This is a genomic window from Dyella sp. ASV21 (assembly GCF_016428975.1).
Classification (GTDB): Bacteria; Pseudomonadota; Gammaproteobacteria; order Xanthomonadales; family Rhodanobacteraceae; genus Dyella.
The window spans coordinates 1-24,980 of record NZ_JAELTT010000058.1 but is presented as its reverse complement, the minus strand read 5'-3'; the positions used below and the strand labels follow the sequence as shown (position 1 = coordinate 24,980).

The window sequence follows — 24,980 nt, the reverse complement described above, 5'->3', positions numbered from 1 at the left end:
CCCCCCCCCCCCCCCCCCCCCCCCCCCCCCCCCCCCCCCCCCCCCCCCCCCCCCCCCCCCCCCCCCCCCCCCCCCCCCCCCCCCCCCCCCCCCCCCCCAGATGTCCACAAGCGACAGGAACATGGTGGCGCGCAATCCGCACGTGCTGCTGGCGCTCAACCCGATGTATGGCGTGAAGTTCTTCTTCACCCATGGCATGCAGGCCTTCATTGCGCTGGGTGGCGTGGTGCTGGCGCTTACCGGTGCAGAGGCGCTGTATGCGGACATGGGCCACTTCGGCAAGCGCCCGATTCGCCTGGCCTGGTTCAGCTTCGTGCTGCCGGCGCTGGTGCTCAATTACTTCGGTCAGGGCGCTTTACTGCTCGCTCACCCCGAGGCTATCGATAGTCCGTTCTTCAAGCTGACCCCGGAGCCGCTGCTATATCCGATGATCGGCTTGGCCACGGTGGCGACGGTGATTGCTTCGCAGGCGGTGATCTCCGGTGCGTTCTCCATGACGCGCGAGGCGATGTCGCTGGGCTACTCCATGCGCATGCCGGTAGTGCATACCTCGCGCGAAATGTCGGGCCAGATCTTCGTGCCCTGGGTCAACAATTTCCTGTTGGTCATGGTGTTGCTGGCAGTGCTGGGCTTCCGTAGCTCCGACAATTTGAGCGCGGCCTACGGTATTGCCGTGACCGGCACGATGACCATCACCACCATCTTGGCGTTGATCGTGGCGCGTCGTCAGTGGGGTTGGAGCCGTTTGGCGGTGATTGCGGCGGGCATTTTCCTGCTCACCATCGACCTGTCGTTCCTGGGCGCCAACCTGATCAAGATCGAGTACGGCGGCTGGTTCCCGCTGGTGCTGGGCGTGGGCATATTCATCGTGATGACCACCTGGCGTCGCGGTCGCGAGCTGGTGGTGCGCGAGATCAAGCAATCCGGCCTGGCGCTGGACCCCTTCATCGAGAACATCGCCGAGCATCCCCCGCTGCGCGTGCCGGGCACGGCAGTGTTCCTCACCGCCAACCAGCATGCGGTACCACACGCGTTGCTGCACAACCTCAAGCACAACAAGGTGCTGCACGAGCGCAACGTGCTGCTGACGGTGGATATGCTGGAAACGCCTACCGCCGATCCGGGCGAGCGCATCGAGATCACCGAAATGGGCGGCAATTTCTACGGTCTGGAGCTGCGCTTTGGTTTCGCCGAGGACCCGAACATTCCGCTGGCGCTATCGAAGTGCTCCAAGGCCGGCCTGCCGTTCGACATGATGGATACGACCTTCTTCCTGTCGCGCGAAACCATCATTGCCGACGCCAAGCGTCCAGGCATGGCGTTGTGGCGCGACAAGTTGTTCGCCTTCATGGCGCGCAATGCCCTGCCGGCCACCGCGTTCTTCCAAATTCCAGGCAATCGCCTGATCGAGTTGGGTGCCCAGGTCGAGATCTGACCCCGAAGGGCGCCCAAGGGCGCCCTTCCTACATGCGAAGGGCTGTCCGGACGGGATTTTTTAAAGCCCGCGTCATCCGGGTCTGCCATAATTTCGCCCCATGACCGAACACCGCATCGTTACTGCCGCCGCCCATATGGACGACGAGGCCTTGGAAGCCTCCATCCGTCCCAAGCGGCTGGCCGAATACCTGGGCCAGCAGGCGGTGCGCGAGCAGCTGTCGATTTATATCGAGGCCGCCAAGAAGCGCGGCGGCGCCCTCGATCACGTGCTGATCTTCGGGCCACCGGGCCTGGGCAAGACCACGCTCAGTCATGTAATCGCCAACGAGCTGGGTGTGAACGTGCGCTCCACCTCCGGCCCGGTGTTGGAGCGGGCAGGGGACCTGGCGGCCCTGCTGACCAATCTCGAGCCGCACGACGTGCTGTTCGTCGACGAAATCCATCGTCTGTCGCCCGTGGTGGAAGAAGTGCTCTACCCGGCGATGGAAGACTTCCAGATCGACATCATGATCGGCGAGGGCCCCGCCGCGCGCTCGATCAAGCTGGATCTGCCGCCGTTCACGCTGATCGGTGCCACCACGCGTGCCGGCCTGCTGACCGCGCCGCTGCGTGACCGTTTCGGCATCGTGCAGCGCCTGGAGTTCTATACGCCGGACGAGCTGACCGCCATCGTGCGGCGTTCGGCCCGCATCCTGGGCATCGCCTGCGACCCGGAGGGCGCGCAGGAGATCGCTCGCCGCGCGCGCGGCACGCCGCGCATCGCCAACCGCCTCCTGCGCCGCGTTCGCGATTACGCCGAAGTGCGAGCGGGCGGCCAGATCACCTTCGATGCCGCCCGCGCCGCCATGAGCATGCTCAAGGTGGACGCTGAGGGCTTCGACGAGTTGGATCGCCGCCTGCTGAGTACCATCATCGACAACTTTGATGGCGGCCCGGTGGGCGTGGAGTCGCTGGCGGCCGCGCTCAGCGAGGATCGCGGCACCCTGGAAGACGTGGTGGAACCGTACCTGATCCAGCAGGGTTTCCTGGTGCGGACCGCCCGCGGCCGCATGGCCAGCGCCAAGGCCTGGCGCCACCTGGGACTGACCCCGCCGCCGCGCAATCCAGCGGCCGCCGACCTCTTTACTGCCGATAATGCCGATGTCTGAGCTGGCGCAAGGTCCCGCCACCGACCCCTTTCAGTGGCCGGTTCGCGTCTATTGGGAAGACACCGATGCCGGTGGGGTGGTCTATCACGCCAGCTACCTGCGTTTCATGGAGCGTGCCCGCAGCGAATGGCTGCGCGCCATGGGCATCAACCAGTCGACCTATAAGGAAACCACCGGCCTGGCCTTCCTGGTCCGCGAGATGCAGATCGATTTCCTGCGGGCGGCCCTGCTGGATGATGAACTGTCCGTAAGCGTGGAAGTCAAAGAACGGCGCGCAGCCAGTATCCTTTTCGCCCAGACGATCCGCCGGGCGGACGGTGCGGAGTTGATCCGCGCGACAGTGCGTGTGGCGTGCGTCGACGTTCGCCGCATGCGTCCGGTGCAGATTCCGGCCGATTTCATCCCCGGCCTTTCCCCCTAATTTTATGTACGTGCGCTGGAGAACCTTCGAGCAATGAACGGTGGAGTCAATATTTTCAAGCTGGTCGCGGAAGCGAGCATCCTGGTCCAGTTCGTCATGCTGGCGCTGCTGGTGCTCTCCTTTCTCTCGTGGGTCATCATCATCCGCAAGGTCTCGCAGCTGAAGGCGGCGATGGAAGAAGCGGAGAACTTCGAGGAGCGTTTCTGGTCCGGCGCCGATCTGGCTCAGCTGTTCCGCGAGGTGAGCAACCGCGGCTCTCAGAACGGCGGCATGGAGAACGTGTTCGAGTCGGGTTTCCGCGAATTCGTCCGCCAGCGCCAGCGCAAGACCAATGACATGCGCATCGTGATCGAGGGTTCCGAACGCGCCATGCGCGTGGCCGGCACCCGCGAGATCGGTCGCCTGGAGCGCAACCTGGAGTTCCTCGCCAACGTCGGTTCGATCAGCCCCTACGTGGGCCTGTTCGGCACCGTCATCGGCATCATGGGCGCCTTCCAGGGCCTGGGCGAGATGAAGGACGTGACCATCGCCGTGGTCGCGCCGCACATTTCCGAGGCGCTGATCGCTACGGCCATGGGTCTGTTCGCCGCGATTCCGGCGGTGTGGGCGTACAACCGCTTCGCCAACAAGGTCGAACGCGTGGCCTCCCGCTACGAGGTGTTCCAGGAGGAGTTCTCCTCCGTCCTGCAGCGCCAGATCCAGACCGACGAGGCGGGGCACTGATCCATGCGTAGCTCAGCGCGCCACAAGCGCCTCAAGCTCAAGTCCGAGATCAACGTCGTTCCGTACATCGACGTGATGCTGGTGCTGCTGATCATCTTCATGGTCACCGCGCCCATGATCAACAAGAACGTCGACATCAACCTGCCGCAGGCCAACGCCAAATCGCTGCAGGACAAAAAGGACCCGGTGATCGTCGCGGTGGATCAGCACGGCCAGCTGTACCTGACGCTGGGCACCGAGAAGCGCCAGCCGGTGGATGTGGACACCATGAAGACCAAGGTCGGTGCCTTCGTGAAGGCCAACCCGGATGTGAGCGTGCTGGTGGCGGGCGATCGTGACGGCAAGTACGACGGCGTCTACCAGGTGCTGGCCGACCTGCAGCAGGCCGGCGTATCCAAGGTCGGCCTGATGAGTGCGCCGGAGTCGAGCAACAAGAAATGAGGGCCGACTCCCCCAAGGGTACGTCTACCGCTGTCGTACTCTCCGCCATTCTCCATCTCGGCATCGTGGGCTTCCTGGCCCTCGCGGTGGTGCCGTGCTCGTTCTACGAAAGTCTGTTCGAGACGCTGCACCTGCCGGCGAGCTGGAACCCGATCACCTGCGCCAAGCCCATCCAACTGGCGGGCGAAGTGATCGAGGCAACCCTGGTGGGTCCCACGGGCGCGCCACCGCCGAAGGCTGCGCCCGCCAAGCCGACGCCCGCCACCGTGCCGCCGCCGCCGAGTGTGCCCCCGCCGCCCTCGGAAGAAACGCCCAAGATCAAGACGCTGCCGCCCCCGCCTGAGCATCCGGACGTGAAGGATCAGGAGAAGGTGGTGGCCGATGCTGCCCAGAAGGCCGACGACGCCAAGAAGGAGCAGGAAGAGAAGCAGAAGCAGCGCGCGGCCGAGTTGGACGCCCAGGCGGCCAAGCACAAGCTGGAAGAGCAGAAGAAGATCGACGAGCTGTTCGCCAAGATGGACGCGGCCGACAAATCGGTCAAGCAGGCCCAGAGCAAGGCGAATCAGGCCAAGCAGCAGATGCAGGACCTGAAGAACGCCCAGGACAACGGCCTGGAGAACGTGCCCGTGGCCAACCAGCGCCAGACCGGTCAGAACGGTCCGGATGCGGGGCTGCTGGCCCAATACCTGGCCGCGATTCAGAACGCGGTCACGCAGAATTGGCTTCGCCCGGATAACATGCCGAATACGCCGTGCATCGTGCACATCGTGCAGCTGCCGGGCGGCGACGTGATGAGCGCCAAGGCCGACTCCAGTTGTCCCTACGACGAAGCCGGCAAACGCTCCATCGAAAATGCCGTGCTGCGCGCGCAGCCGTTGCCCTACAAGGGCTTCGAAAGCGTGTTCCAACGCCAAATTGATTTCACTTTCAGGCCGCAGTGATGAAGCCCATGCGCAAACTGAGCACAAGCCTCGCCCTCGTCCTGCTCGTCGTGTCTGCGTTGATCGCAGGCCCGGCCGCAGCCCAGTCGCTCAACGTCGATATCGTCGGCGGCCTCAAGACGGCCACGCCGATCGCGGTGGTGCCGTTTGCCCAGGCCGGCGGTGCGCCGCTGCCCACCGATGTGGCCGACGTGATCCGCAACGACTTCAACCGGTCGGGCAAATTCCGCTCGCTGGCCAAGAGCGAGATCGTCGAAAACCCGTCCAAGGGCGCCGATGTCAACTTCGCTACCTGGCGCCTGCTCAAGCAGGACTACCTGACCATCGGCCGCATCAGCGACGCCGGCGGCGGCATGCTGCGCGTCGAGTACGAGCTGTGGGACGTCAACAAGCAGCAGAGCCTGCTGGCCCAGGCCTTTACCGCGCCGGCGGGTGACCTGCGTGGCGTGGCCCACCAGATCGCCGATGCCATCTACGAAAAGATCACCGGCGTGCGGGGCGCTTTCTGGACCCGCATTGCCTACATCACCGCCGTGGGCCTGGGTAACAACACCACCTACTCGCTGATCGTGGCCGATTCGGATGGCTTCAATCCGCAGGTGGTGGCTCGTTCGCGCGAGTCGCTGCTGTCTCCCTCGTGGTCGCCGGACGGCCGCAAGATCGCCTACGTCTCGTTCGAGAGTGGCAATTCGGCCATCTATGTGCAGGACATCACCACCGGTTCGCGTCAGCTGGTTTCCGCTCGTGCCAAGGGCATCAATGGTGCGCCGAACTGGTCGCCGGACGGCAGCAAGCTGGCGCTGGCGTTGTCCTACCAGGGCAACCCCGAGATCTATGTGATGGACGTGGGTTCCCGCCAGGAGACCCGCCTGACCAACAACCTGGCCATCGACACCGAGCCGCGCTGGACCCCGGACGGCCAGAGCATCATCTTCACCTCGGATCGCTCCGGTCGCCCGCAGCTTTACCAGATGCCGGCCAGCGGTGGTTCGGCCGAGCGCATCACCTTCCAGGGCCAGTTCAACGCCAACGCCTCGATCAGCTACGACGGCAAGCAGATCGCGATGGTGCAGGGCAACGGGAACGTGTATCGTATTGCTATTATGGATCGCAGTCTGGGTGGGCAGTTGCGCTTCATCTCGCCGGGTCCGATCGATGAAACTCCAAGTTTCGCGCCCAACGCGAGCATGCTGCTCTATGCCGCCTCTGAAGGCCGCCGTGGCGTGCTGTACGCCGTGTCGGCCGATGGTCTGGTGCGGCAACGTCTGGTGCTCGCCGATGGCGACGTCCGCGAGCCGGCCTGGGGTCCTTATCGTCAGCGTTAACCAGTTGGTGTCGTGAAGCGTAAGCGTCATGACGACGTGACCCGGGCGTGAAGCCGCAAACGACACACCGGGTCAAACAGCTTGCTGGCTGCGGCAATGCGTCGCGGCTGGCGGGTCAGGCGGTTGCGAGACAGCGCGCCGCCGGCAGCAAAATGTCAAAATAACAGCCGGTTCACCGGCGAAAACTGTCCCGAAACCGCAATCATTATTGACTGTCGGAACTCAAACCCGTTTGAAGGAACGTCCACCATGAATAAGACCGTTCGCGTCGCCCTGGTCGCCCTGCTCTGCGTTGGCGCGGCCGCATGCTCGAAGAAGCAGGAAGTCAAGCCGCAGCCGGCTCCGGAACAGACCCCGGTGACCACCGCTCCGGCGACCTCCAACAAGTACACCCCGGCTGATCTCGACACCGACGCTTGCCTGCGTCAGCGCGTCGTGTACTTCGACTTCGACAAGGATGAAATCAAGCCGGAGTTCCAGCAGATCATGGCTTGCCACGCCAAGTACCTGCAGGATCGCCCGATGGCGCAGATCCGCCTGGAAGGCAATGCTGACGAGCGCGGCACCCGCGAGTACAACCTCGGCCTGGGCGAGCGTCGCGGCAATGCCGTGTCCAGCGCGCTGCAGTCGAACGGTGGTTCGGCCAGCCAGATCAACGTGATCTCGTACGGCAAGGAAAAGCCGGTGTGCCGTGAGCACAACGAAGACTGCTGGAGCAAGAACCGTCGCGTCGAGATCGTCTACACGGCGAAGTAATGAAGAAGCAACTGGCTAACAGCTTTACGGCCAGGATGAGCATGGCGGGCGCATTCGCGTCCGCCATGCTTTTTGCCGTTCCGGCCATGGCGCAGGATTCCCGCTTGAGCTTGGCCGACCGCGTATCGCGGCTGGAACAGCAGGCGCAGAACCAGAATCAAGGCGGCACTACCCTGGTGAACCAGGTGCAGGCGCTGCAGTCGCAGTTGCAGCAGATGCAGGGGCAGATCGAAGAGCTCCAGCATCAGCTGCAGGAGGCGAACGACAAGAACAAGGCGCAGTACGTGGATCTCGATTCGCGCCTGGGCCGCCTCGAAGGCGGTGCCGGTGCAGCGGCGGGCAATCCGGGTAATGCGGCCAACAACGGCGGCAATGGCAACAATGCCACGCCGCCGCCTGCAACCCCGGCGCCGGCTCCGGTCGCCGCTGATGCAGGCAAGGGTGGCAAGGCCGCCGCTGCGCAGGCCAATGCCGCCGGTGCGCAGGCAGCTTACGATGAGGCGTTCAAGTCGCTGCGTGCAGGTGATTACGTCACCGCCTCGCGCGGCTTTCGCAATTTCATCCAGCAATACCCTGACAGTCCGCTGTTGCCCAACGCCTATTACTGGCTGGGCGAGTCCTACTACGTCACCATGAATTATGCGGTGGCGCAGGAGGCATTCCAGCGTCTGCTCAGCCAGTTCCCGCAAAGCGAGAAAGCGCCGGACGCGATGCTCAAGCTGGGTTACAGCCAGCTTGAACAAAAGCAGCTCGATGCCGGCAAGGCCACGCTCAAGAGCGTGGGCAGCAAGTATCCCGGCTCCAAGGCGGCCAGCCTGGCCCAGGAACGTCTGCGTCGCCTGCAGCTGCAGCCGGCCAACTGAGGTTTGTGTGGTGAGCGGCAGTAACTCCACCGTGGCGTCGGCCGCGCCGACCACGGCCCCGGCCGAGCGGCTGCGCATCACCGAGATCTTCCACTCGATCCAGGGCGAGGCCGATGCCATCGGCTGGCGCACCGTGTTCGTGCGCCTTACCGGCTGCCCGCTGCGTTGCGTGTGGTGCGATACGGAGTATTCGTTCTACGGCGGCGACTGGCGTGATATCGATGCCATTGTGGCCGAGGTGGCTTCGCATGGCGCACGGCATGTCTGCGTGACGGGTGGCGAGCCCTTGGCGCAGAAGCGCTGCCTGATCCTGCTGCAGCGCCTGTGCGATGCTGGACATGACGTATCGCTGGAGACTTCCGGCGCGCTCGATGTGTCCCAGGTCGACCCGCGTGTGCGCAAGGTGATGGATCTGAAGGCGCCCGACTCGGGCGAAGCCAAGCGCAACCTGTGGTCGAACCTCGAGCACCTGTTGCCGCACGATCAGGTCAAGATCGTCATCGCCAGCCGTGCCGACTACGAGTGGGCGTGTGCGGCTCTGGCCGAGCATGCGATCACCCAGCGTTGCATGGTGCTGTTTTCCCCCGTGCATGGGGCTATCACACCGCGCGAACTCGCCGAGTGGATCATCGAGGACAAGCTCGACGTGCGTTTCCAGATGCAGCTGCACAAGCTGCTTTGGAACGACGAACCCGGGCACTGAATATCGGAGCGACTGAAGTGCGGTGAGTAAGCGGCGCCGGGCCTTTGGGCCGACGCTGATTCTCTGGTTCCCTTCATGCGTCTCCCGCTTTTCGCGCATCGGCCTCTCTTGCCGGTAGCGCTTGATCGGCCGGATCACCGGCTTGAACCGAAGGAGTGCATACAACCCATGTCTGAATCGTCTCCCCGCAAGGCCGTCGTGCTCGTTTCCGGCGGCATGGATTCGGCAGTTACCATCGCCATCGCCCGTGAGCAGGGCTATCAGGTGCATGCGCTGAGCGTGGCCTATGGCCAGCGCCACAGTGCGGAGCTGGAAGCCTCCGAGCGCGTGTCACGCCTGCTTGGCGCTGTTGAGCACAAGACCGTACAGGTGGATCTGCGCAGCATCGGTGGTTCGGCGCTCACCGCGGACATCGACGTACCGCTGGATCAAGACAGTGGCGAGCACGGCATTCCGGTGACGTATGTGCCGGCGCGCAACACCATCATGTTGTCCATCGCGCTGGGCTGGGCCGAAGTGTTGGGTTCGGCCGATATCTGGTGCGGCGTGAATGCGGTGGATTACTCAGGTTATCCCGATTGCCGTCCGGCGTTCATCGAGGCGTTCGAGCGACTGGCCAACGTGGCGACCAAGGCTGGCGTGGAAGGCGCGGGCCTGCGTATCCACGCGCCGCTGATGCGCATGAGCAAGGCCGACATCGCCCGTGAAGGTCAGCGACTTGGGGTGGATTTCACCGAGACGGTGAGCTGTTACCAGGCCGATGCGCAGGGCCGTGCCTGCGGTCACTGCGATGCCTGCCGCCTGCGTGCGGAGGGGTTCAAAGCGGCTGGGCTACCGGATCCGACCCGCTATGTGTGAACCGCAGGGCGCCCTGCGCTAGCCCTTAGCTTGTGCCGGGGGCCGCTAGCCCATAAAATTGCGGGCTCGCTTTTGATGATGGGCCGTTAGCTCAGTCGGTAGAGCAGTAGACTTTTAATCTATTGGTCGATGGTTCGAATCCATCACGGCCCACCAACGTTGAGAAACCCGCGGCAACGCGGGTTTTTTTTTGCGCCAAATTCCGCCCACCGTTTGGTGGGTGCACAAAAAAAAGCCCTCCAGAGGGAGGGCTCGCATAACGCGTAAGGGCAGGTTTGCCGACGCGCGGCGATCGCAAGCGGGAGGGCTCAGCGATCTACCGAATCGTCGTGCGTGGAGTGCTCAAAGCGACGCAGGCGCAGCAGGCGCCCATCGATGCTCGTGAGATTGGCGATACCGAGTACAGCGGCGACGGCCGCACCATTGGCGAGTATTTGGAACAGCATGACTCCCCCTAAGGAGCTGTTCCGCAAGATATTGCTAGCCTTGCCGCCATTTCGCAAGTACATGCGTTCGCGCATGTTTGAAGCTTGCCCTGGGCTGTCTTAGCCGGCTTGCCGCCAGGCCGGGGGCGGGTGCTTGCGGGGCGTCGAATGGCGTTCCACGACCGGCATGGGGGGCAGGTCGAACCAGAAGGTACTGCCACGTCCGGGTTCGGAACGCAGGCCAATGCGAGTGCCCAACAAACGCGCCAGGCGTTCGGCGATGGCCAAGCCAAGGCCGTAACCGCCGCGGCGTTCGCTCTCGGCGGCTTGCAGTTGCACGAATTCTTCGAAGATGCGTTGCTGATGAATGATCGCGATACCTGGCCCGTTATCCCGCACTTCGATGCGGACCGCCTGGCCTTGTCGCCGCGCCGCGATCAGCACACGCCCGTTCGGCGCGTTACTGATGGCGTTACTGGCCAACTGGTAAAGCAGGCTGGCGGCAACGTCCGCATCGCCATGCAATTGATGATGGCTGCCACGCCATGCAAGGGTGACATGGTTGCGGGCGGCTTCATGGTTGAGCGAGGTGCGGTCGCGCATGAACAGCTCGGCCGCGGTGAACCCTGCCGGCTTCACGGCGATTACGCCGGCATCCAGGCGAGAGATCTCCAGCAAGGCGTCCAGCAGCCGTGTCATTGAACCAATGCTGGTGCGCATCTGGCGAAACAAGGCCTGCCGTTCGTCGTCCGATCCGTTGTCGACGCTACCTGCGAATAGCTCCAGCGCCTGTAGTGGCTGCCGAAAGTGATGACTCACCAATGCGATGAACTGTGATTTGCTGCGCGTGGCAGCCTGGCTTTGGCGCAGGCGATCGAGTGCTTCCATCGCGTTATCGTGCTGCAGCGCGCTCCAGTCACGGCGCTGTTCTTCGTGCAAATCGGAGAGGCGGCCCAGGGCTTGTTGGATGTCGCTGAATTCGGCACTGCTCGGCGAGAGGTCGATAGCTGGGTGGCGACCGTTGACCAACTCATGCAGCGCTTCGCCTACGTAGTTGAGCGGCGCCAGCACGCGGTGGCGCAGCGTCATGCGGGCAAGCCACGCCAGCACCAGAATGCCCAGGGCACACAGCCCACCCAGCAGCCATACCATGCCTTGGGCACGGCGAAGCGCGGCGGTATCGATCTGCACGCTCAGCCAGGAGGCACCATCGGACCGTGGCTTGATCTCGCTTCGGTACGTCATGCCAACACCTGTCGGCATGGGGCCGCTGCTCCAGAAACTGCCATCCCGGCGATGAAACTCGATGCGCACCAACTGGTCGTTCTGCCCATCGCGTAGCGCCTGGTCCAGCACACTTTGCGGAGAGTGGCTCAGATCGTCACCGAGTTGCCCGGCCAGGCGCTCCAGACGCAAGGCAACAGCGGCATCGGTACGCTCGCCCAGGTTATGGGTTTGCTGCACACACAGCGCAAGGATCAATGCCAGCGCTGCAATCGTGCCGGGCAGCACCACATCGATCAGCAGGCGGGGCAGCAGATGCGTGCGCGCTTCCATCCGTTACGCCTCCCCGGCCCACGGCGGGGACGGCGAGCCGGCGCGAGCTGGCGTCGGGATCCGCTGGCAGGACATGATGAGAGTCGACTGCATTGGTGATGGGCCCGCGGCTGAATACGATAAGCACGGCTTGGTGGGACACGCCCACCCCATGGAGCAGCCCTGAGTTGCACTCTAATGAATCGCGGCCAAGGCGACGATAGCCAGTTCGTCTAGCGCTAGCTGCCATAGTGCGAATGGTCTAGAGCCCTTGGGTGGTACAGGGCGCGGTCATGGGTCATTACATGACGAGAAGCTTGCGCGGTGACGTCGGCGCGTTTTGGCGCTACCTTGCTCGCCGCGTGGCCCTTTGGGCCGAAAGGAGATCGTCATGTCCGTACGTAGCCGTTTGTTGCTCACCATTGCCCTCCTCGGCGTCGCCGGTACGGTGGCCGCCGTGGATCTGCCCGCCAACATGCCCAAGCGCAAGCCGGGCCTGTGGGAAATGCAGACCTCCGGCATGGGCGGTCACGCGCAATCGACCAAGCTTTGCCTCGATGCCGACACCGACCGTGACATGTACAAGATGGGCGCGCAGATGAGCGGCCAGATGTGCAGCAAGTTCAACATCAACGTGCAGGGCAACTCGGTGGTGGCCGATGCGGTGTGTAACATCCAGGCGCCTTCCGGTGCGATGAACATCACCAGTCACAGCGAAACCCGTTTTGAAGGCGATACGGCCTATCACACGGACACGCAGATCAAGTACGACCCTGCCATGATGGGGCACAGCGAAATGACGGTAACCAGCACCGGCCGCTGGGTTGGACAGTGCCCCGCGGGCCAGAAGCCGGGCGACATGGTGATGCCCAACGGCACCACCATGAACATCAAGGATATGCAGGCGCACTAAGCCCTCGCCGTGATGCGATTACGGGCCGCTGGGCGCCATCAGTCGGCGTACCAGCGCCTCGTGTTCGGCGTCGATTTTGTGCAGGCGTGCCTGCATCGCCGCATCGCTCACCCATTGCGCGCTGTAGGCGCGGCGGCGGTCGAGGTTGAATTCGATATCGGCAAACGGCACCAGTGTTTCGTTACCGGCAGGCATGAATCCGCTGATGTCGTGGATCAGCTGGAGTTTGGCCCGCTCGCTGGCGGCGTTCTTGCCTTTGCCGTAGGAGGTCAGTGCATTGGCCACTTGCTGGCGAAGGTCGGCGGGCAGATCGGTGCGGATCACCACCACCGCATGCGGGATCAAACTGGATGTCCACAGTACGCGCAGCCGCGCGTACTGGTCGGGAAAGCGCTGAGCGAAGCGTTCGAGATCGGCCGTGTTGTTGGTGGCTACATCCACTTCGTTATTGGCTACGGCCAGCGCATTGTTCTGATGGTTGTCCACGCTGACGCTGGCGAAGAAGGTGTCCGAGTCGAGACGACGGTTGGCAAATAGCTGCGTTTCCGGCACCAGATAACCGGAAACCGACAACACTTCGCCGCGCGCATAGCGCAGGTGGCCGGGCTGGCGGAACAGATCGTCCAGGTTATGCAGGGGTGAGTCCTTGGCGACCAGCAACACGGAGTAGTAGCCGCGCGACCCATTGGTGCGGGTGAGCTGGGCGATCACCCGCATTCGGTCGTTGAGCACGGCATCCAGGGCCAATCGGCCGGAGACGAACGCAAAGTCCACCCGCTCCTCCGCCATGGCCTCGCCCAGGCCTTCGTACGTGCTCACCGAGAGGCTGCGAATGGGCAGATGCAGGGTCTTGCTCAGATCCTCCAGCATTGGCCGCCACGCCTCCAGTGATTCGGAGGGCCCGCCAATGGGAAGAATGCCAAAGGTGAGTGCGCGGATGTGCGAGCTACCGTTGGAAGGCGGTGGCTCGGCGGCGGCGACAGGGGAGGGGGCAATCGACCAGGCCAGCAGCAGGGCGGCGACCTGGCAACGACGCCAGCCGTTCGAGAACCGGCGGAACAGGCTGGAAACCCCTCCGTTCGGCGACACGCTATCCCCCTGCGGTTGAATGCTTGCGCCCTGGTTGCGGGCGCCGCACGACGTCCGCCGTCGCAGCATACGCCGCGATTGTCAGGGCCAGGTGAAGGGGGAGAGGGGTGTTGGCGAGCGCCGACTAGAGCCCGCTGATGCGCCGCGAAGCGACGACTGCCTCCACCCGATTGCGCACGTTGAGGGCGCGAAAAATAGCGGCAAGGTGGATTTTCACGGTGCCCTCGCTGATGCCCAGGTCACGGGCGATCAACTTGTTCGGCTTGCCCTGCGAGAGCAGTCGCAGCACATCGATCTGGCGCTCGGTGAGCAACTTGCGCAGACGCTCTTCCAGCGAGTCATTGGCTGCCGCAACGGCGGCCGAGAGGGTCGAGAGCGGTGTGCTGGCGGCATTGCCTGCCGAAGCGGCGGCGCTGTCGCCACGCTCCTGCAGCAGCAGTGGTGGCACGTACACGCCGCCGGATAGCACCAGGCGTACCGCCGACAGCATCACTTCGGGCGAATACGCCTTGGGGATGAAGCCTTGTACGCCCATGGCGAGGAGGCTCTTCATCAGGGCGGCATCTTCCGAGCCGGAAAGCACGATGACGGGGATGTGGGGCAGTTGCTCGATGACCTCGGCCAGGTGTTCGTTGCCGCGTACGCCTGGCATCGCCAAGTCGATCAGCGCGAGCGCAAGCGAGCGCGCGTCAGGCGCATGCAGCGCCTCGCGTAGTTCCGCCATATCCATGGCGATGACGAATTCAGTGTCGGGTCCAAGCTCGCCCAGCTTGAGCTTGACCCCTTCGACGATCAGCCGGTGGTCGTCTGCGATCAGTATGCGCATGTCGTTCCCCATGGCGTCATGCGGCGATCCCATCGCTGCATACCCGCGTTAGCAACATAGCCCCTGCCTGCTCGCTCGGCAACCAGGGAGTGCCTACGAATGGTCTAGTCACAAGGTGATATGGCCGCTCTTGCGGGGGCTTACGAAAATCGGCGAACTGCGATGGGGAGTCGCTTATGGGTTTTCTGTTCCGGACCGGGTGGTGGCCTCGGGGGGCACGCCTAGGGGAAGGATCCAATAGCACGCAGGCACTTCTTTGAACTGGGTTCCGGAAACAGATGCCGTCGCGGCCATGCCGGGCGGCCGATTGGGTGAGGAGTTGCAGCGGCGCCGCATAGGCGTAACGCTTGGCAGCATGCGGCTGCTGGAATGCTTTGCTCCTTTGTTCTCCTACGGCCTGCTCCTCGACGAGCAGGTCGATGCCTTGGCGCGCCCTGACGTGGCTGCCGCCACGCATGCGCAGGCACGCCTATTAGTAGAGCAGGCGCGCGAGGTCGCGTTGACGGCGGGCAAGCCGCTGGCGCAAATCGAAATGGCGGCATTCGCCGCCGTGGCCTGGTTTGACGAGGTGATGGCACGGCACGAGGACGCGCACGAGCAGGGCGAGCCGCTACAGCTCATCCTGTTTCGCACGGGTAGCGCGGCGACCGAGTTCTTCGATCACTTGGCTGGCTTGGGCAGCGATACCGAAGAGGTGCGTGAGGTTTATGCCATGGCGTTGCTGCTCGGTTTCGTAGGGCAGTACTACTACGAACAGGGCGATAGCGGAGAGTTGGGACGCATCAAGGCATTGCATTGCCGGCCGGGTGTCACGGCTGGCGCCGTGCTGCAGGCCCTGCAGCGCGAACCGATCACGCCGCAGCCCTATCAGGTTCCGGGTACGCCCTCGCATCCGCTGCAGGCATCGTGGATCAGCCGCCGTACCGCACCTCTCGTGGCTTCGGTGCTGGTATTGCTGGTGCTGGTTGCGTTCGTGGGGCCGGCCTTCAGCCTGGCGATTCCGGCGCAGGCGTGGTCGTGGGCGGGCGTGGCGGTCGCGGTAGCGGGGTTGCTCGGTTGGGCGGGGGCGCTGGTGTGGCATCACTTGGTCTTGCGTCGTGTACATCGGCGGATCGCCGACCATCCCGATGCGGGTTACGGCATCGGTGATGTGTGGGCGGCCCTGGCCGACGCGGCCCGGCATGCGCGCGGTGCGTTGTTGCATCCCTTCCGCCGTCGCGGCGAGTGGCGTCGCATGGCGCGCCATCCATGGCTGCTGTTCGTCGGCGACAGCGCGGGACAGGTGCGCAATCTGTTGCAGGCCGCCGCGCGTGCGCCCCATGCGCGTGCGCTGCTTGGTGATGATGCCGCCAGGCCCTGGCATTGGTGGCTTTACCGTTCGGTCGTGGCGGTGGAGCCGGGGGGGCGTTTGATCCGGGCGCCGGAGTCACCGCGCGCGATGGATTCGCCCTGGCGTACGGCGCTGGCCATGCTGGCGCGCGAACGCCGCAAGCTGCCGCTGGATGGCGTAGTGATCTGCATCGCAGCCGATCGCCTGCTTGAGCCGATTTCGGCGCAGCATTCGCCGGCCCAGCACCTTTACGACATGGTGGATGAGGCCGTGCATGCGCTGCACTTGCAGTTGCCGCTCTACGTGGTGGTGACCGGGCTGGAATCGCTGCCGGGCTACGCCGCGTTCAAGCAGACCTTGCCTGCCGCTGCGCTGCGCCGCGCACTGGGTTGGCGGGTGAGTACCGCACGGGCGGAGAGCCTGTCGACCAGTCGGCTGCATGTATGGGTGGGCGCCACCCTGGAACGCCTGCGCGTCGTGGCCATGGCGGCACTGGCGGAGCGTCGCGATCCGCACGGCCGCCGCCAGGCGTTTGAGTTTCTATGGTCGCTGTACGGATTGCAGGATGGTCTGGAACGGTTCCTGGCGCAGTTGCTGGCCGGCCCCACCATCGCGGGGCGGCGGCTGCATTGGTGCGGCACGTATTTCACCGCCGGGCCACAGCCGGACGCGCCGGGCGGCGACTTTGTGGAAGACCTGTTCCACCGTTTCCTGCCGGGCGACTGGGCGTTGGCCCGGCGTGTGGCGGCACGCGAGGAAGATGCGGCGAACTGAGGTTATGCCGTCGCGTGTGTGCCGTTCCAGGCCATCATCATCGCTTCGCGCAGTTGTTCCGGCGACACTGGCTTGTACAGCACGGGGATCTTGGCGGCCATGATTTCGCGCAGGCGATCGCTGCGCGTTTCGCCGGTGATGAGCAGGCGCGGGAAGGGCAGGTTGCCGTCGCGCTGATAGTGATCGTCCAGTGCGGCGAGCACGTCCAGGCCGCTTTCGCCGTCGCGCAGGCGCAGGTCCGAGATCACCAGATCTGGCGGCACGGGCCACTCCTCGGCGGCGAGCAGCGCCTGGGTGCGATCCTCCGCCACGGCCACCTCGCAACCCCAACTGCGCAGCAGGTAGCGGATACCGGAGAGAATCGCCGGTTCGTCATCGATCACCAGTACCCGCATGCCGGATACATCCAGCGGCGTTTCGTCGCCACGGCTGCCGGGAATATGCTGTGGCGGCACGTTGGGCAGATGGAAACTGAACACGCTGCCGCGCCCCGGCGTGGATTTGAGTTGCACCTGGGTGTCCAGTAGCTCGGCCAGGCGCTGCACGGTGGCGAGGCCAAGACCCAGGCCACGGCGCGGACCGGTATCGCGCTCGCCGCCGCTATGGCATTCCACGCGATAGAACTCATCGAACACACGGGCCTGATGCTCCGGTGCGATGCCGGTACCGGTATCCCACACATCCACCCGCACGGTGCCGTCGAGTCGCTGTCGCGCCACCACCAGTACGCCGCCTTCGTTGGTGTAGCGCAGTGCATTGCTGACCAGGTTGTTGAGAATGCGCGCCAGCATGGTGCGATCGCTGCGCACCCATAGATCGGTGGCACGCATGATCAAGCGCAGGCCGTGCTGCTCGGCGATCATGCGGAAATTGCGGCTTACCTCTTCTAGCACCTGGTCGAGCGGAAACTCGGTGATTTCGATCTGCATGGCGCCGGTTTCCAGGCGCGACAGGTCGAGCAGTTCGCTGAACAGATGATCGAGCGCCTCCACGCATTCCTGGATGTGCGCGATGCGGTCCAGCCGCACCGGGTCGCGCTCGTCCACCGCCAGCGATGACGAAAAGAGGGTGAGCGCATAAAGCGGCTGGCGCAGATCGTGCGAGGCGGCTGCCAGAAAGCGCGCCTTGGCTACGCTGGCCGCCTCCAGCGCCGCGTTCTTGCGGGCCAGCTCCACGGTGGCCTGCTCGATCTCGCGCTCCATGCTGCGTTGCACGTCGAACAGCGCCAGTGCGGCACTGTTGAAGCCGCGTTGCAATTCGCCGATTTCATTTTCATCGGTGACTTGCACCTCGACGTGACGGTCGCCGCGCCCCAATTGATGCACAGCCGCTACCAGGCGGCGCAAGGGGGCGCTGATCCAGCGCGCAGCCTGCCAGGCGATGACGGCCGCCACCAGCAGGCTGATGCCCAGCGCGATCAGTGCGTGCTGAAGGCTGGCGCGCTGGGCGGCGATGGCATCGGAGAGGCTGACATCCACCAGCACCGAACCGAGTACCGGGTGGTCGGATCGATCGGTGTCGATCACATCGTGGGTGACGGTAAGTGTTTCGTTGCTGTTGGCGCCGCTGCGGCCCAGGTCATCGGCGAGAATTTCGCCATCCGCGGCACGGATCTGCACGCGCGCCACATGGGGCAGCTCGCCGGTGGATTCGGCGATGCGCACCAGTTCGCGGCGTTGCATGTCGCGCAAGGGCGCGGCGGAGACGGAGGCGGTTTGGGTGGCGATGGCATCGGCGGTGTTCTGCGCCATGCCGAGCAAGCTCCCCAGCTGGCGCTGAGTGAGCATGGTGACCAGCAGGGTGGCGGTGACCAGCGTAGGCACAAGCGCCACCAGCGCCAGTCGTTGCATCAACGACGTGCGCCGCCACCACCGAACTGCCCGGGAGTTCGCCCCTGCAACCATTGGCTATCACCCTGTCCGACGCTCCGAGCGCCAGCTGGGATCAGCCTAGCGCGATTCGCCAAGTTGGGCAGCTAGCCCATTGGCCGAGGGGTTACCTTCAACGTTGTGGGCGATCGGCCGGATGGGAAGGCTTGGCCTGCCGGTGCCGCCGCAGCAGACGCTCCGCCAGGGGTGCCAGCAGGGCCAGCACGATGACGGCGCCCAGCGGCATCCACACGCCGCGCTGCAATAGCAAACTTGCGCCGAAGTGGCCCTGGCTTTGCGCCAAAGCCTCTCCCAGGCCGGCGCCGATGGATGTTTCGAAGAAGGTAGTGACCGTGCCGCCCACCCAGGTGGCGCCTAGAAACAGCCACAGCGGGCAGCGCAACCAGGCAAGGCCTACGGTGATCAGGCCAAATGGCGCGACGGGTACGAATCGCAAGAACAACGTGTAGGTCAGCGGGTGCCGCTCGAACCCGTGATGCAGCTTCTCCACGATGGCCGGCGGGTGCTTGCTGCCCGCGCCGAAGGCATAGCGGCTGGCCAGGAACAGGATCAGCGTGCCGAGCATGAGGCCGATGGAGGAATAGACGGTACCCTCCCACACGCCGAAGGCGAAGCCGCCAGCCATGATCACCACCACGGCGCCCGGAATGCCAGTGGCGGTAGCCAGCGTCAGCAGGCCGATATAGGCCACACGGCTCAGCCAAGGCGCACCGGCGATCTCCTCGCGCAGTTGCGCCTGATGCCGCACCAGCTGCTCGGGGTGCAGACGATCAAGCACGCCCGAGCTAAACAACACGATGCCAGCGATCACCAGCAGGATCAGCGGCAGCGCGGCGCGCAGGCGGCTCAATAGTGCTGTCCGCTCTGGCCGTACACGGCCAGCACGCCGCGGGCCTGCTCGCGCAGGATGTCGCGACGCACGGCGATGCCGCGGCGCTCCAGCTCGCCCGCCCAGTCGGCCGGCAGCGGACCTTCATCGAACTCGGTCAACTCTTCCACGTCTTCGGCGCGGGCGCCGATCAGCAGCTCGTCCACGCCCGCCCACACGGTGGCGCCATAGCACTGGCAGCATGGCTGCGCGCTGGTGGCGAGGGTGTAGCGGCCGCCACCTTCGTTGATGCGGAAGGCCGCTAGTCGCTGCTGCGCGGCCATGTACGCCATCATTTCGGCGTGTGCCACCGAGCAGGTCTGCGGCACTACGCGATTGACGCCGACCGACACCACGCGGCCTTCCTCGTTGAACACGGCCGCGCCGAACGGGCCGCCGTGACCTTGTTCGATGTTGTGGCGCGACAGTTCAATGGCGAGGCCCACGCGGTCCTCGTCAGTGACGTAGCGCTTGCTGGTATCGACCACATCGCCGATCCACGGCGGCAAGGTCAGGTGAATCTGCAGACGCAACATGCCTATCTCCCTATAAGCGCCAGCTTAGCCGGCCTGCTTGGCCCAGGCGTCACGCAGGGTGACCGTGCGGTTGAACACCGGCGTGCCGGGCTGGTGGTCGATACGGTCGGCCACGAAGTAGCCCAGGCGTTCGAACTGGAAGCGCTGCTCCGGTTCGGCGCTGGCCGCGGCCGGCTCCAGCCATGCACGCACCACGCGCTTGGCGTCCGGATTGATGTGTTCGATCCAGCTCTTGCCGTCGCTTTCATCGTCGGGGGCGGGCACGTTGAACAGACGGTCGTATACGCGCACCTCCGTCGATACGCCGTGCTTGGCGCTCACCCAATGGATGGTGCCTTTGACCTTGCGGTCGGCGCCCGGCATGCCCTGGCGCGATTCCAGGTCCAGCGTGCAGCGCAGTTCGGTGACGTTGCCGTCGGCATCCTTGACGATCTCGTCGCATTTGACGATGCCCACGCCGCGCAGGCGCACTTCGCCCTCGGGCTTCAGGCGATGGAAGCCCTTCGGCGGCACTTCGGCGAAATCCTCGCGCTCGATCCACAGCTCGCGCGAGAGCGGCACAAGGCGTGTGCCGAAGCTCTCGTCCTTGGGATGATTGGAGAAGGTGAGCTGCTCTTCGTGGCCTTCGGGCAGGTTGCTGATGACCAGCTTGAGCGGATCGAGCACGGCCATGCGGCGCGCCGCGGTGGCATCGAGGTCTTCGCGGATGCAATTTTCCAGGATCGAATAATCGATCACGCTGTTCTGCTTGCTCACGCCCAGGCGTTCGATCAGCAGGCGCAGGCCGGCCGGCGTGAAGCCGCGACGGCGCAGGCCGCGCAACGTGTTCATGCGCGGATCGTCCCAGCCATCCACCAGGTTCTCGTTGACCAACTGCGCCAGCTTGCGCTTGCTGGTAATGGAGTAGGACAGGTTGAGGCGGGAGAACTCGATCTGGCGGGGCTTGGCCGGCTCGGTGTGGAAACCGCCTTCGCGCAGGTGCTGCCACAGCTCCGGGTGGTTCACCAGATCCACCTTGTCCACGAACCAGTCGTAGAGCGGGCGGTGGTCCTCGAACTCCAGCGTGCAGAGCGAATGGGTAATGCCTTCCAGCGCATCGGAGAGGCAATGCGCGTAGTCGTACATCGGGTAGATCGGCCACGCGTCACCGGTATTTTGGTGAGCGATCTTGCGAATGCGGTAGATCGCCGGGTCGCGCATGTTCATGTTGCCCGAGGCCATGTCGATCTTGGCGCGCAGGGTCTTGGCGCCGTCAGCGAATTCGCCCGCGCGCATGCGCCGGAACAGGTCCAGGTTCTCTTCCACGCTGCGATCGCGGAACGGCGAGTTGCGGCCGGGCTCGGTGAGGGTGCCGCGGTAGGCGCGCATCTCTTCCGGGTTCAGGTCGTCCACGTAGGCCATGCCGTCCTTGATCAGCTTGACCGCGGCGTCATAGAACACCTCGAAATAGTCCGAGGCGTGGCGCAGGTCGTGCCACTCGTAGCCCAGCCAGCGCACGTCGTCCTTGATGCCCTCGACGAACTCGGGGTCTTCCTTGCCCGGGTTGGTGTCGTCCAGGCGCAGGTTGCACCAGCCGGTGAACTCGCGGGCAATGCCGAAGTTCAGGCAGATGGCCTTGGCGTGGCCGATATGCAGGTAACCGTTGGGCTCGGGCGGGAAACGGGTGCGGATGGCGTGGTGCTTACCGCTGGCGAGATCCTCGCGGATGATCTGGCGAATGAAGTCTCGTTGGCCCTCGGCCTGCGGTGCGGCGGGCGGGACGATGGTTTCAACGGCGGCTTTTTCGGTAGACATCGGAAATCGAATGCTCGTGCGCGGTGACGGAAACGGCCAAGTTTACCCGTTCCTAAGGTGGGGGTGTTTTGTTGGGTTTCAGGGCTGGGCGTGAAGCGCCCGTGGCCTGGAGGCTGGGTTGGCGTATTGTGGGGCGCACGATATCGGCCGGTATCGGTTCGCCTGCGATGAGGCGGCTCAAACCCGCCAGATACCCCTTTCGCGGGACGCCTCAAGGGTTCGGTGGCGATCTAAAACAAGGGGTTAGCCCGGCAGGCGGTTTTCCCGGGCCGTGCCGGCCTTACCGATCGCGAGATGCTGCGTCGCCGCAGTCTCCATCCGCCTTGAGGTACAATAGGCGTTTTCGCATAGCTCCCGTTCCCCGAATGATCGCACTCGACGGGCAGAGCGCCCTCTCGCCTTTTCGTCTCGAACGACTGAACGCCCGCCTGGAAGCCATTCATCGTGGCACCCGCGTGCAGGCCTCGTGGTTCGTCTATTTCATTGATGCCGCCCACATGCCGGAAGGCGAGCAGCGCGCCCGCCTGCTGGAGGTGCTGGAGGCCAGGGACGCTGCCCCCGAGCCCGCCTCGCTGTGGGTGGTGCCGCGTCTGGGCACCATCTCGCCGTGGTCGAGCAAGGCGACCGACATTCTGCATGGCGCCGGCTTCGACGTGCGCCGCGTGGAACGTGGCGTGGCCTGGCAGGTAGCCGCGCTGCCCGCGCCGGAATCGCCTCAGTATCAGGCGGTGCTGGGTGTGCTGCATGATGCGATGACGCAGTCGGTGCTGACCCACCTGGACGGCGCGCAGGGCCTGTTCCTGGCCGGTGAACCGGGTCCGCTGGTGCATATCGCCTTGGGCGACGACGCCAAGGCCACGCTGGACAAGGCCAACAAGGAGCTGGGCCTGGCCCTGGCCGACGACGAGATCGAATACCTGGCGGCGCGTTACGCCGAACTGGGGCGCGATCCCAGCGACGCCGAACTTTTCATGTTCGCCCAGGCCAATTCCGAGCATTGCCGCCACAAGGTGTTCAACGCCAGTTGGACGATGGACGGCGAGGCTCAGGAAAAGAGCCTGTTCGGCATGATCAAGAACACCCACCAGCATTCGCCCGCGCATACGTTGTCCGCCTATAAGGACAACGCGGCGGTGATCGAGGGCTACGAGGGCAAGCGCTTCTTCGCCGATGAAGACGGCGTGTGGCGTGCACACCCCGAGCGCGTCGATTACGCGATCAAAGTGGAGACGCACAACCATCCCACCGCTATTGCACCCTGGCCGGGTGCGGCCACCGGTGCGGGCGGCGAGATCCGCGACGAAGGCGCGACCGGTCGCGGCGCCAAGCCCAAGGCCGGCCTTACCGGTTTCTCGGTGTCGGACCTGCGCATTCCGGGCAAGCCGCGTCCGTGGGAAGTGGATCGCCCGCTGCCGCCGCATATGGCCACCGCGTTCGAAATCATGCGCGACGGCCCGCTGGGCGCGGCGGCGTTCAACAACGAATTCGGTCGCCCCGCCCTGGGTGGTTATTTCCGCGCCTACGAGCACGAAACCGGTGAAACCGGCGTGCGTCGCGGCTACGACAAACCGATCATGATCGCCGGCGGCCTGGCCAACATCCGCGCGGACCATGTGCAGAAGCGCCATGTACAGCCAGGCAACAAGGTGATCGTGCTGGGCGGTCCGGCCATGTTGATCGGCCTGGGCGGCGGCGCCGCCTCGTCGGTGGCCTCGGGCACCTCCAGCCAGGAGCTGGATTTCGCCTCCGTGCAGCGCGACAACGCCGAGATGGAGCGCCGCTGCCAGCAAGTCATCGACAGCTGCTGGGCCCGTGGCGACAAGAACCCGATCGTGAGCGTCCACGACGTGGGCGCGGGTGGCTTGTCCAACGCCATCCCCGAACTGCTCAACGACGCCGATGTCGGCGGCCGCATCGATCTGTCGCGCGTGCCGTGCGATGACCCTTCGCTGTCGCCCATGCAGATCTGGAGCAATGAGTCGCAGGAGCGCTATGTGCTGGCGATCGGCGCGGACGACCTCGCCGAGTTCGAAGCCTACTGCGCTCGCGAACGCTGCCCGTATGCGGTGGTGGGTGAAGCCACGGCCGAGCGTCACCTCACCGTGCACGACCCGCGCACCGATACCAACGTGATCGACCTGCCGATGGATGTGCTGTTCGGTAAGGCGCCGCGCATGCATCGCGATGCCACCCACGTGAAGCCGCGTGTCGACCTGGTGCCGGACTTGGCCGGCATCAGCATGGACGAGGCGCTATTGCGCGTGCTGCGCCTGCCCACCGTGGGCAGCAAGAGCTTCCTCATTACCATTGGCGACCGTACCGTGGGCGGCCTCAATGCGCGCGACCCGATGGTGGGTCCGTGGCAGGTGCCGGTGGCCGATTGCGCGGTCACCATTACCGATTTCGACGGCTATACCGGCGAAGCGATGGCCATCGCCGAACGCGCTCCCGTAGCGTTGCTCAATAGCGCCGACGCCGCGCGCCTGGCGGTGGGCGAAGCCATCACCAATCTCGCCGCCGCGCCGATTGCCTCGCTGGGCGAAGTGCGCCTGTCCGCCAACTGGATGGCCGCCGTGAACTACGCCGGCGAAGATGCCGCGCTGTTCGACGCCGTGAAGGCCGTGGGCATGGAACTGTGCCCAGAGCTGGATATCTCCATCCCGGTCGGCAAGGACTCGCTGTCCATGCAGACCGTGTGGACGGACGGCGACACCGTGCAGCGCACCGTATCGCCGGTGTCGCTGGTCATTACCGGGTTTGCCCGCGTCACGGACGTGCGTCGCACGCTCACGCCGCAGCTGCGCCTGGATCGCGGCGATTCCGAGTTGTGGCTGCTCGACCTGGGCGCCTGTCGCGACCGCCTGGGTGGTTCCGCGCTGACCCAGGTGTTCAATCGTGGCGGCGGCGTGCCGCCGGATCTGGATGACGCCAAGCGTCTGAAGTCGCTGTTCAACCTCGTGCAGGAGGCCAATGCCAACGGCTTGCTGCTCGCCTATCACGACCGTTCCGACGGTGGCGTCATCGTCACCCTGCTGGAAATGGCTTTCGCCGGCCATTGCGGCCTGGAAATCCAGCTCGACGGCTGGGCCGAAGCCACGCTGCGCGCACTGTTCAACGAGGAACTGGGCGCGGTGGTGCAGGTTGCCACGGCCAATCGCGAAGCGTTCGAGGCGCTGCTGGTCAAGCATGAGCTCACCGGTATGGCGTACCGCATCGGTCGCCCCAAGGAAAAGCTGGGCATCAAGCTGTTCCACAACGGCGACACGCTGTTCAAGTGGAATTGGCGCACGCTGTTCGACGCGTGGAACGAAACCAGCCACGCCATGCAGCGCCTGCGCGACAACCCGCTGACGGCCGACGCCGAGAACGAGTGGCGCCTGGACG

At 64.7% G+C, this 24,980-nt stretch carries 21 protein-coding genes, 1 tRNA gene and 1 pseudogene; 15 read left to right on the top strand and 8 right to left on the bottom strand.

The genetic code is table 11. The features are described 5' to 3' along the window. Positions 1-124: 124 nt before the first annotated feature. From JHD67_RS16440 to JHD67_RS16385, 12 genes and pseudogenes are all read left to right on the top strand, one after another. A pseudogene (locus JHD67_RS16440) lies at positions 125-1,435 on the top strand (KUP/HAK/KT family potassium transporter); the annotation flags it as partial. Positions 1,436-1,535: 100 nt separating this feature from the next. Next, on the top strand, positions 1,536-2,585 hold the full coding sequence (gene ruvB, locus JHD67_RS16435; RefSeq protein WP_199100314.1) for a Holliday junction branch migration DNA helicase RuvB: 1,050 nt from the start codon (positions 1,536-1,538) through the stop codon (positions 2,583-2,585). Further along, complete coding sequence (gene ybgC, locus JHD67_RS16430) at positions 2,578-3,006, top strand: tol-pal system-associated acyl-CoA thioesterase (RefSeq protein WP_199100313.1); 429 nt, start codon at positions 2,578-2,580, stop codon at positions 3,004-3,006. Before ruvB ends, ybgC begins: the two co-directional genes overlap by 8 nt. Positions 3,007-3,039: 33 nt before the next feature. Beyond that, a complete protein-coding gene (gene tolQ / locus JHD67_RS16425; protein WP_199100312.1) occupies positions 3,040-3,729 on the top strand; it encodes a protein TolQ in 690 nt (229 codons plus the stop codon). Between the two features lie 3 nt (positions 3,730-3,732). Continuing rightward, entirely contained in the window at positions 3,733-4,170 is a 438-nt protein-coding gene (gene tolR, locus JHD67_RS16420) for a protein TolR (protein ID WP_199100311.1), read from the top strand. Beyond that, the gene (tolA, locus tag JHD67_RS16415; RefSeq protein WP_199100310.1) at positions 4,167-5,111 is read left to right on the top strand and encodes a cell envelope integrity protein TolA; all 945 of its coding nucleotides are present in this window, start codon (positions 4,167-4,169) and stop codon (positions 5,109-5,111) included. Before tolR ends, tolA begins: the two co-directional genes overlap by 4 nt. 8 nt (positions 5,112-5,119) lie before the next feature. Continuing rightward, a complete protein-coding gene (gene tolB / locus JHD67_RS16410) occupies positions 5,120-6,436 on the top strand; it encodes a Tol-Pal system beta propeller repeat protein TolB (protein WP_199100309.1) in 1,317 nt (438 codons plus the stop codon). 249 nt (positions 6,437-6,685) lie between these two features. Beyond that, positions 6,686-7,192: a peptidoglycan-associated lipoprotein Pal gene (gene pal, locus JHD67_RS16405; RefSeq protein ID WP_199100308.1), complete on the top strand. Its 507-nt coding sequence runs from the start codon at positions 6,686-6,688 to the stop codon at positions 7,190-7,192. Next, a complete protein-coding gene (gene ybgF, locus JHD67_RS16400; protein WP_199100307.1) occupies positions 7,192-8,055 on the top strand; it encodes a tol-pal system protein YbgF in 864 nt (287 codons plus the stop codon). The genes pal and ybgF overlap by 1 nt, the downstream gene beginning before the upstream one ends. A gap of 10 nt (positions 8,056-8,065) precedes the next feature. Further along, entirely contained in the window at positions 8,066-8,758 is a 693-nt protein-coding gene (gene queE, locus JHD67_RS16395) for a 7-carboxy-7-deazaguanine synthase QueE (protein ID WP_199100306.1), read from the top strand. A 168-nt stretch (positions 8,759-8,926) separates the two neighbouring features. Then, complete coding sequence (queC, locus tag JHD67_RS16390; RefSeq protein ID WP_199100305.1) at positions 8,927-9,616, top strand: 7-cyano-7-deazaguanine synthase QueC; 690 nt, start codon at positions 8,927-8,929, stop codon at positions 9,614-9,616. A gap of 80 nt (positions 9,617-9,696) precedes the next feature. Beyond that, positions 9,697-9,772 (top strand) — tRNA-Lys (locus JHD67_RS16385). 152 nt (positions 9,773-9,924) lie between these two features. On the opposite strand, the gene JHD67_RS16380 is transcribed toward JHD67_RS16385, so the two are convergent. After that, entirely contained in the window at positions 9,925-10,062 is a 138-nt protein-coding gene (locus JHD67_RS16380) for a hypothetical protein (protein ID WP_199100304.1), read from the bottom strand. Between the two features lie 99 nt (positions 10,063-10,161). Next, positions 10,162-11,598, bottom strand: a complete 1,437-nt coding sequence (locus JHD67_RS16375) for a HAMP domain-containing sensor histidine kinase (RefSeq protein ID WP_199100303.1) — start codon at positions 11,596-11,598, stop codon at positions 10,162-10,164. Between the two features lie 370 nt (positions 11,599-11,968). Between JHD67_RS16375 and JHD67_RS16370 the strand changes: the two genes are divergently transcribed. Beyond that, positions 11,969-12,490, top strand: a complete 522-nt coding sequence (locus JHD67_RS16370) for a DUF3617 family protein (protein WP_199100302.1) — start codon at positions 11,969-11,971, stop codon at positions 12,488-12,490. Positions 12,491-12,508: 18 nt separating this feature from the next. Here the strand turns inward: JHD67_RS16370 and phnD are convergent, their stop codons facing one another. After that, complete coding sequence (phnD, locus tag JHD67_RS16365; RefSeq protein WP_343214383.1) at positions 12,509-13,579, bottom strand: phosphate/phosphite/phosphonate ABC transporter substrate-binding protein; 1,071 nt, start codon at positions 13,577-13,579, stop codon at positions 12,509-12,511. Positions 13,580-13,703: 124 nt separating this feature from the next. After that, positions 13,704-14,405 carry a response regulator transcription factor gene (locus JHD67_RS16360; RefSeq protein WP_233171973.1) on the bottom strand — a complete coding sequence of 234 codons (702 nt, stop codon included), beginning with the start codon at positions 14,403-14,405 and terminating at the stop codon, positions 13,704-13,706. A gap of 256 nt (positions 14,406-14,661) precedes the next feature. Here JHD67_RS16360 and JHD67_RS16355 point away from each other — a divergent pair, with 256 nt between their 5' ends. Continuing rightward, positions 14,662-16,509, top strand: coding sequence for a type VI secretion protein IcmF/TssM N-terminal domain-containing protein (locus tag JHD67_RS16355; RefSeq protein ID WP_199100301.1), 1,848 nt, complete (start codon positions 14,662-14,664; stop codon positions 16,507-16,509). A gap of 2 nt (positions 16,510-16,511) precedes the next feature. On the opposite strand, the gene JHD67_RS16350 is transcribed toward JHD67_RS16355, so the two are convergent. The 4 genes from JHD67_RS16350 to JHD67_RS16335 all read right to left on the bottom strand — a co-directional run bounded on the left by JHD67_RS16350 (position 16,512) and on the right by JHD67_RS16335 (position 21,596). Beyond that, a complete protein-coding gene (locus tag JHD67_RS16350) occupies positions 16,512-18,359 on the bottom strand; it encodes a hybrid sensor histidine kinase/response regulator (protein WP_199100300.1) in 1,848 nt (615 codons plus the stop codon). 151 nt (positions 18,360-18,510) lie between these two features. Then, the gene (locus JHD67_RS16345; RefSeq protein WP_199100299.1) at positions 18,511-19,248 is read right to left on the bottom strand and encodes a VTT domain-containing protein; all 738 of its coding nucleotides are present in this window, start codon (positions 19,246-19,248) and stop codon (positions 18,511-18,513) included. Beyond that, positions 19,245-19,802, bottom strand: coding sequence for a nucleoside deaminase (locus JHD67_RS16340; RefSeq protein WP_199100298.1), 558 nt, complete (start codon positions 19,800-19,802; stop codon positions 19,245-19,247). The genes JHD67_RS16345 and JHD67_RS16340 overlap by 4 nt, the downstream gene beginning before the upstream one ends. A gap of 24 nt (positions 19,803-19,826) precedes the next feature. Further along, positions 19,827-21,596: a glutamine--tRNA ligase/YqeY domain fusion protein gene (locus tag JHD67_RS16335; RefSeq protein ID WP_199100297.1), complete on the bottom strand. Its 1,770-nt coding sequence runs from the start codon at positions 21,594-21,596 to the stop codon at positions 19,827-19,829. Positions 21,597-21,961: 365 nt separating this feature from the next. Here JHD67_RS16335 and purL point away from each other — a divergent pair. Beyond that, positions 21,962-24,980, top strand: a 3,019-nt coding sequence (purL, locus tag JHD67_RS16330; RefSeq protein ID WP_199100296.1) for a phosphoribosylformylglycinamidine synthase, incomplete at its 3' end; no start/stop codon positions are given.

Bases quoted from the DNA above. Each gene is read 5' to 3' on its own strand.
- JHD67_RS16340 (WP_199100298.1), bottom strand. From the start codon at position 19,802: ATGTTGCGTCTGCAGATTCACCTGACCTTGCCGCCGTGGATCGGCGAT.
- JHD67_RS16375 (WP_199100303.1), bottom strand. From the start codon at position 11,598: ATGGAAGCGCGCACGCATCTGCTGCCCCGCCTGCTGATCGATGTGGTG.
- queC (WP_199100305.1), top strand. From the start codon at position 8,927: ATGTCTGAATCGTCTCCCCGCAAGGCCGTCGTGCTCGTTTCCGGCGGC.
- ruvB (WP_199100314.1), top strand. From the start codon at position 1,536: ATGACCGAACACCGCATCGTTACTGCCGCCGCCCATATGGACGACGAG.
- tolQ (WP_199100312.1), top strand. From the start codon at position 3,040: ATGAACGGTGGAGTCAATATTTTCAAGCTGGTCGCGGAAGCGAGCATC.
- JHD67_RS16360 (WP_233171973.1), bottom strand. From the start codon at position 14,405: ATGCGCATACTGATCGCAGACGACCACCGGCTGATCGTCGAAGGGGTC.
- tolB (WP_199100309.1), top strand. From the start codon at position 5,120: ATGCGCAAACTGAGCACAAGCCTCGCCCTCGTCCTGCTCGTCGTGTCT.
- pal (WP_199100308.1), top strand. From the start codon at position 6,686: ATGAATAAGACCGTTCGCGTCGCCCTGGTCGCCCTGCTCTGCGTTGGC.
- JHD67_RS16350 (WP_199100300.1), bottom strand. From the start codon at position 18,359: ATGCAACGACTGGCGCTGGTGGCGCTTGTGCCTACGCTGGTCACCGCC.
- tolR (WP_199100311.1), top strand. From the start codon at position 3,733: ATGCGTAGCTCAGCGCGCCACAAGCGCCTCAAGCTCAAGTCCGAGATC.
- ybgF (WP_199100307.1), top strand. From the start codon at position 7,192: ATGAAGAAGCAACTGGCTAACAGCTTTACGGCCAGGATGAGCATGGCG.
- tolA (WP_199100310.1), top strand. From the start codon at position 4,167: ATGAGGGCCGACTCCCCCAAGGGTACGTCTACCGCTGTCGTACTCTCC.
- JHD67_RS16335 (WP_199100297.1), bottom strand. From the start codon at position 21,596: ATGTCTACCGAAAAAGCCGCCGTTGAAACCATCGTCCCGCCCGCCGCA.
- JHD67_RS16370 (WP_199100302.1), top strand. From the start codon at position 11,969: ATGTCCGTACGTAGCCGTTTGTTGCTCACCATTGCCCTCCTCGGCGTC.
- ybgC (WP_199100313.1), top strand. From the start codon at position 2,578: ATGTCTGAGCTGGCGCAAGGTCCCGCCACCGACCCCTTTCAGTGGCCG.
- JHD67_RS16380 (WP_199100304.1), bottom strand. From the start codon at position 10,062: ATGCTGTTCCAAATACTCGCCAATGGTGCGGCCGTCGCCGCTGTACTC.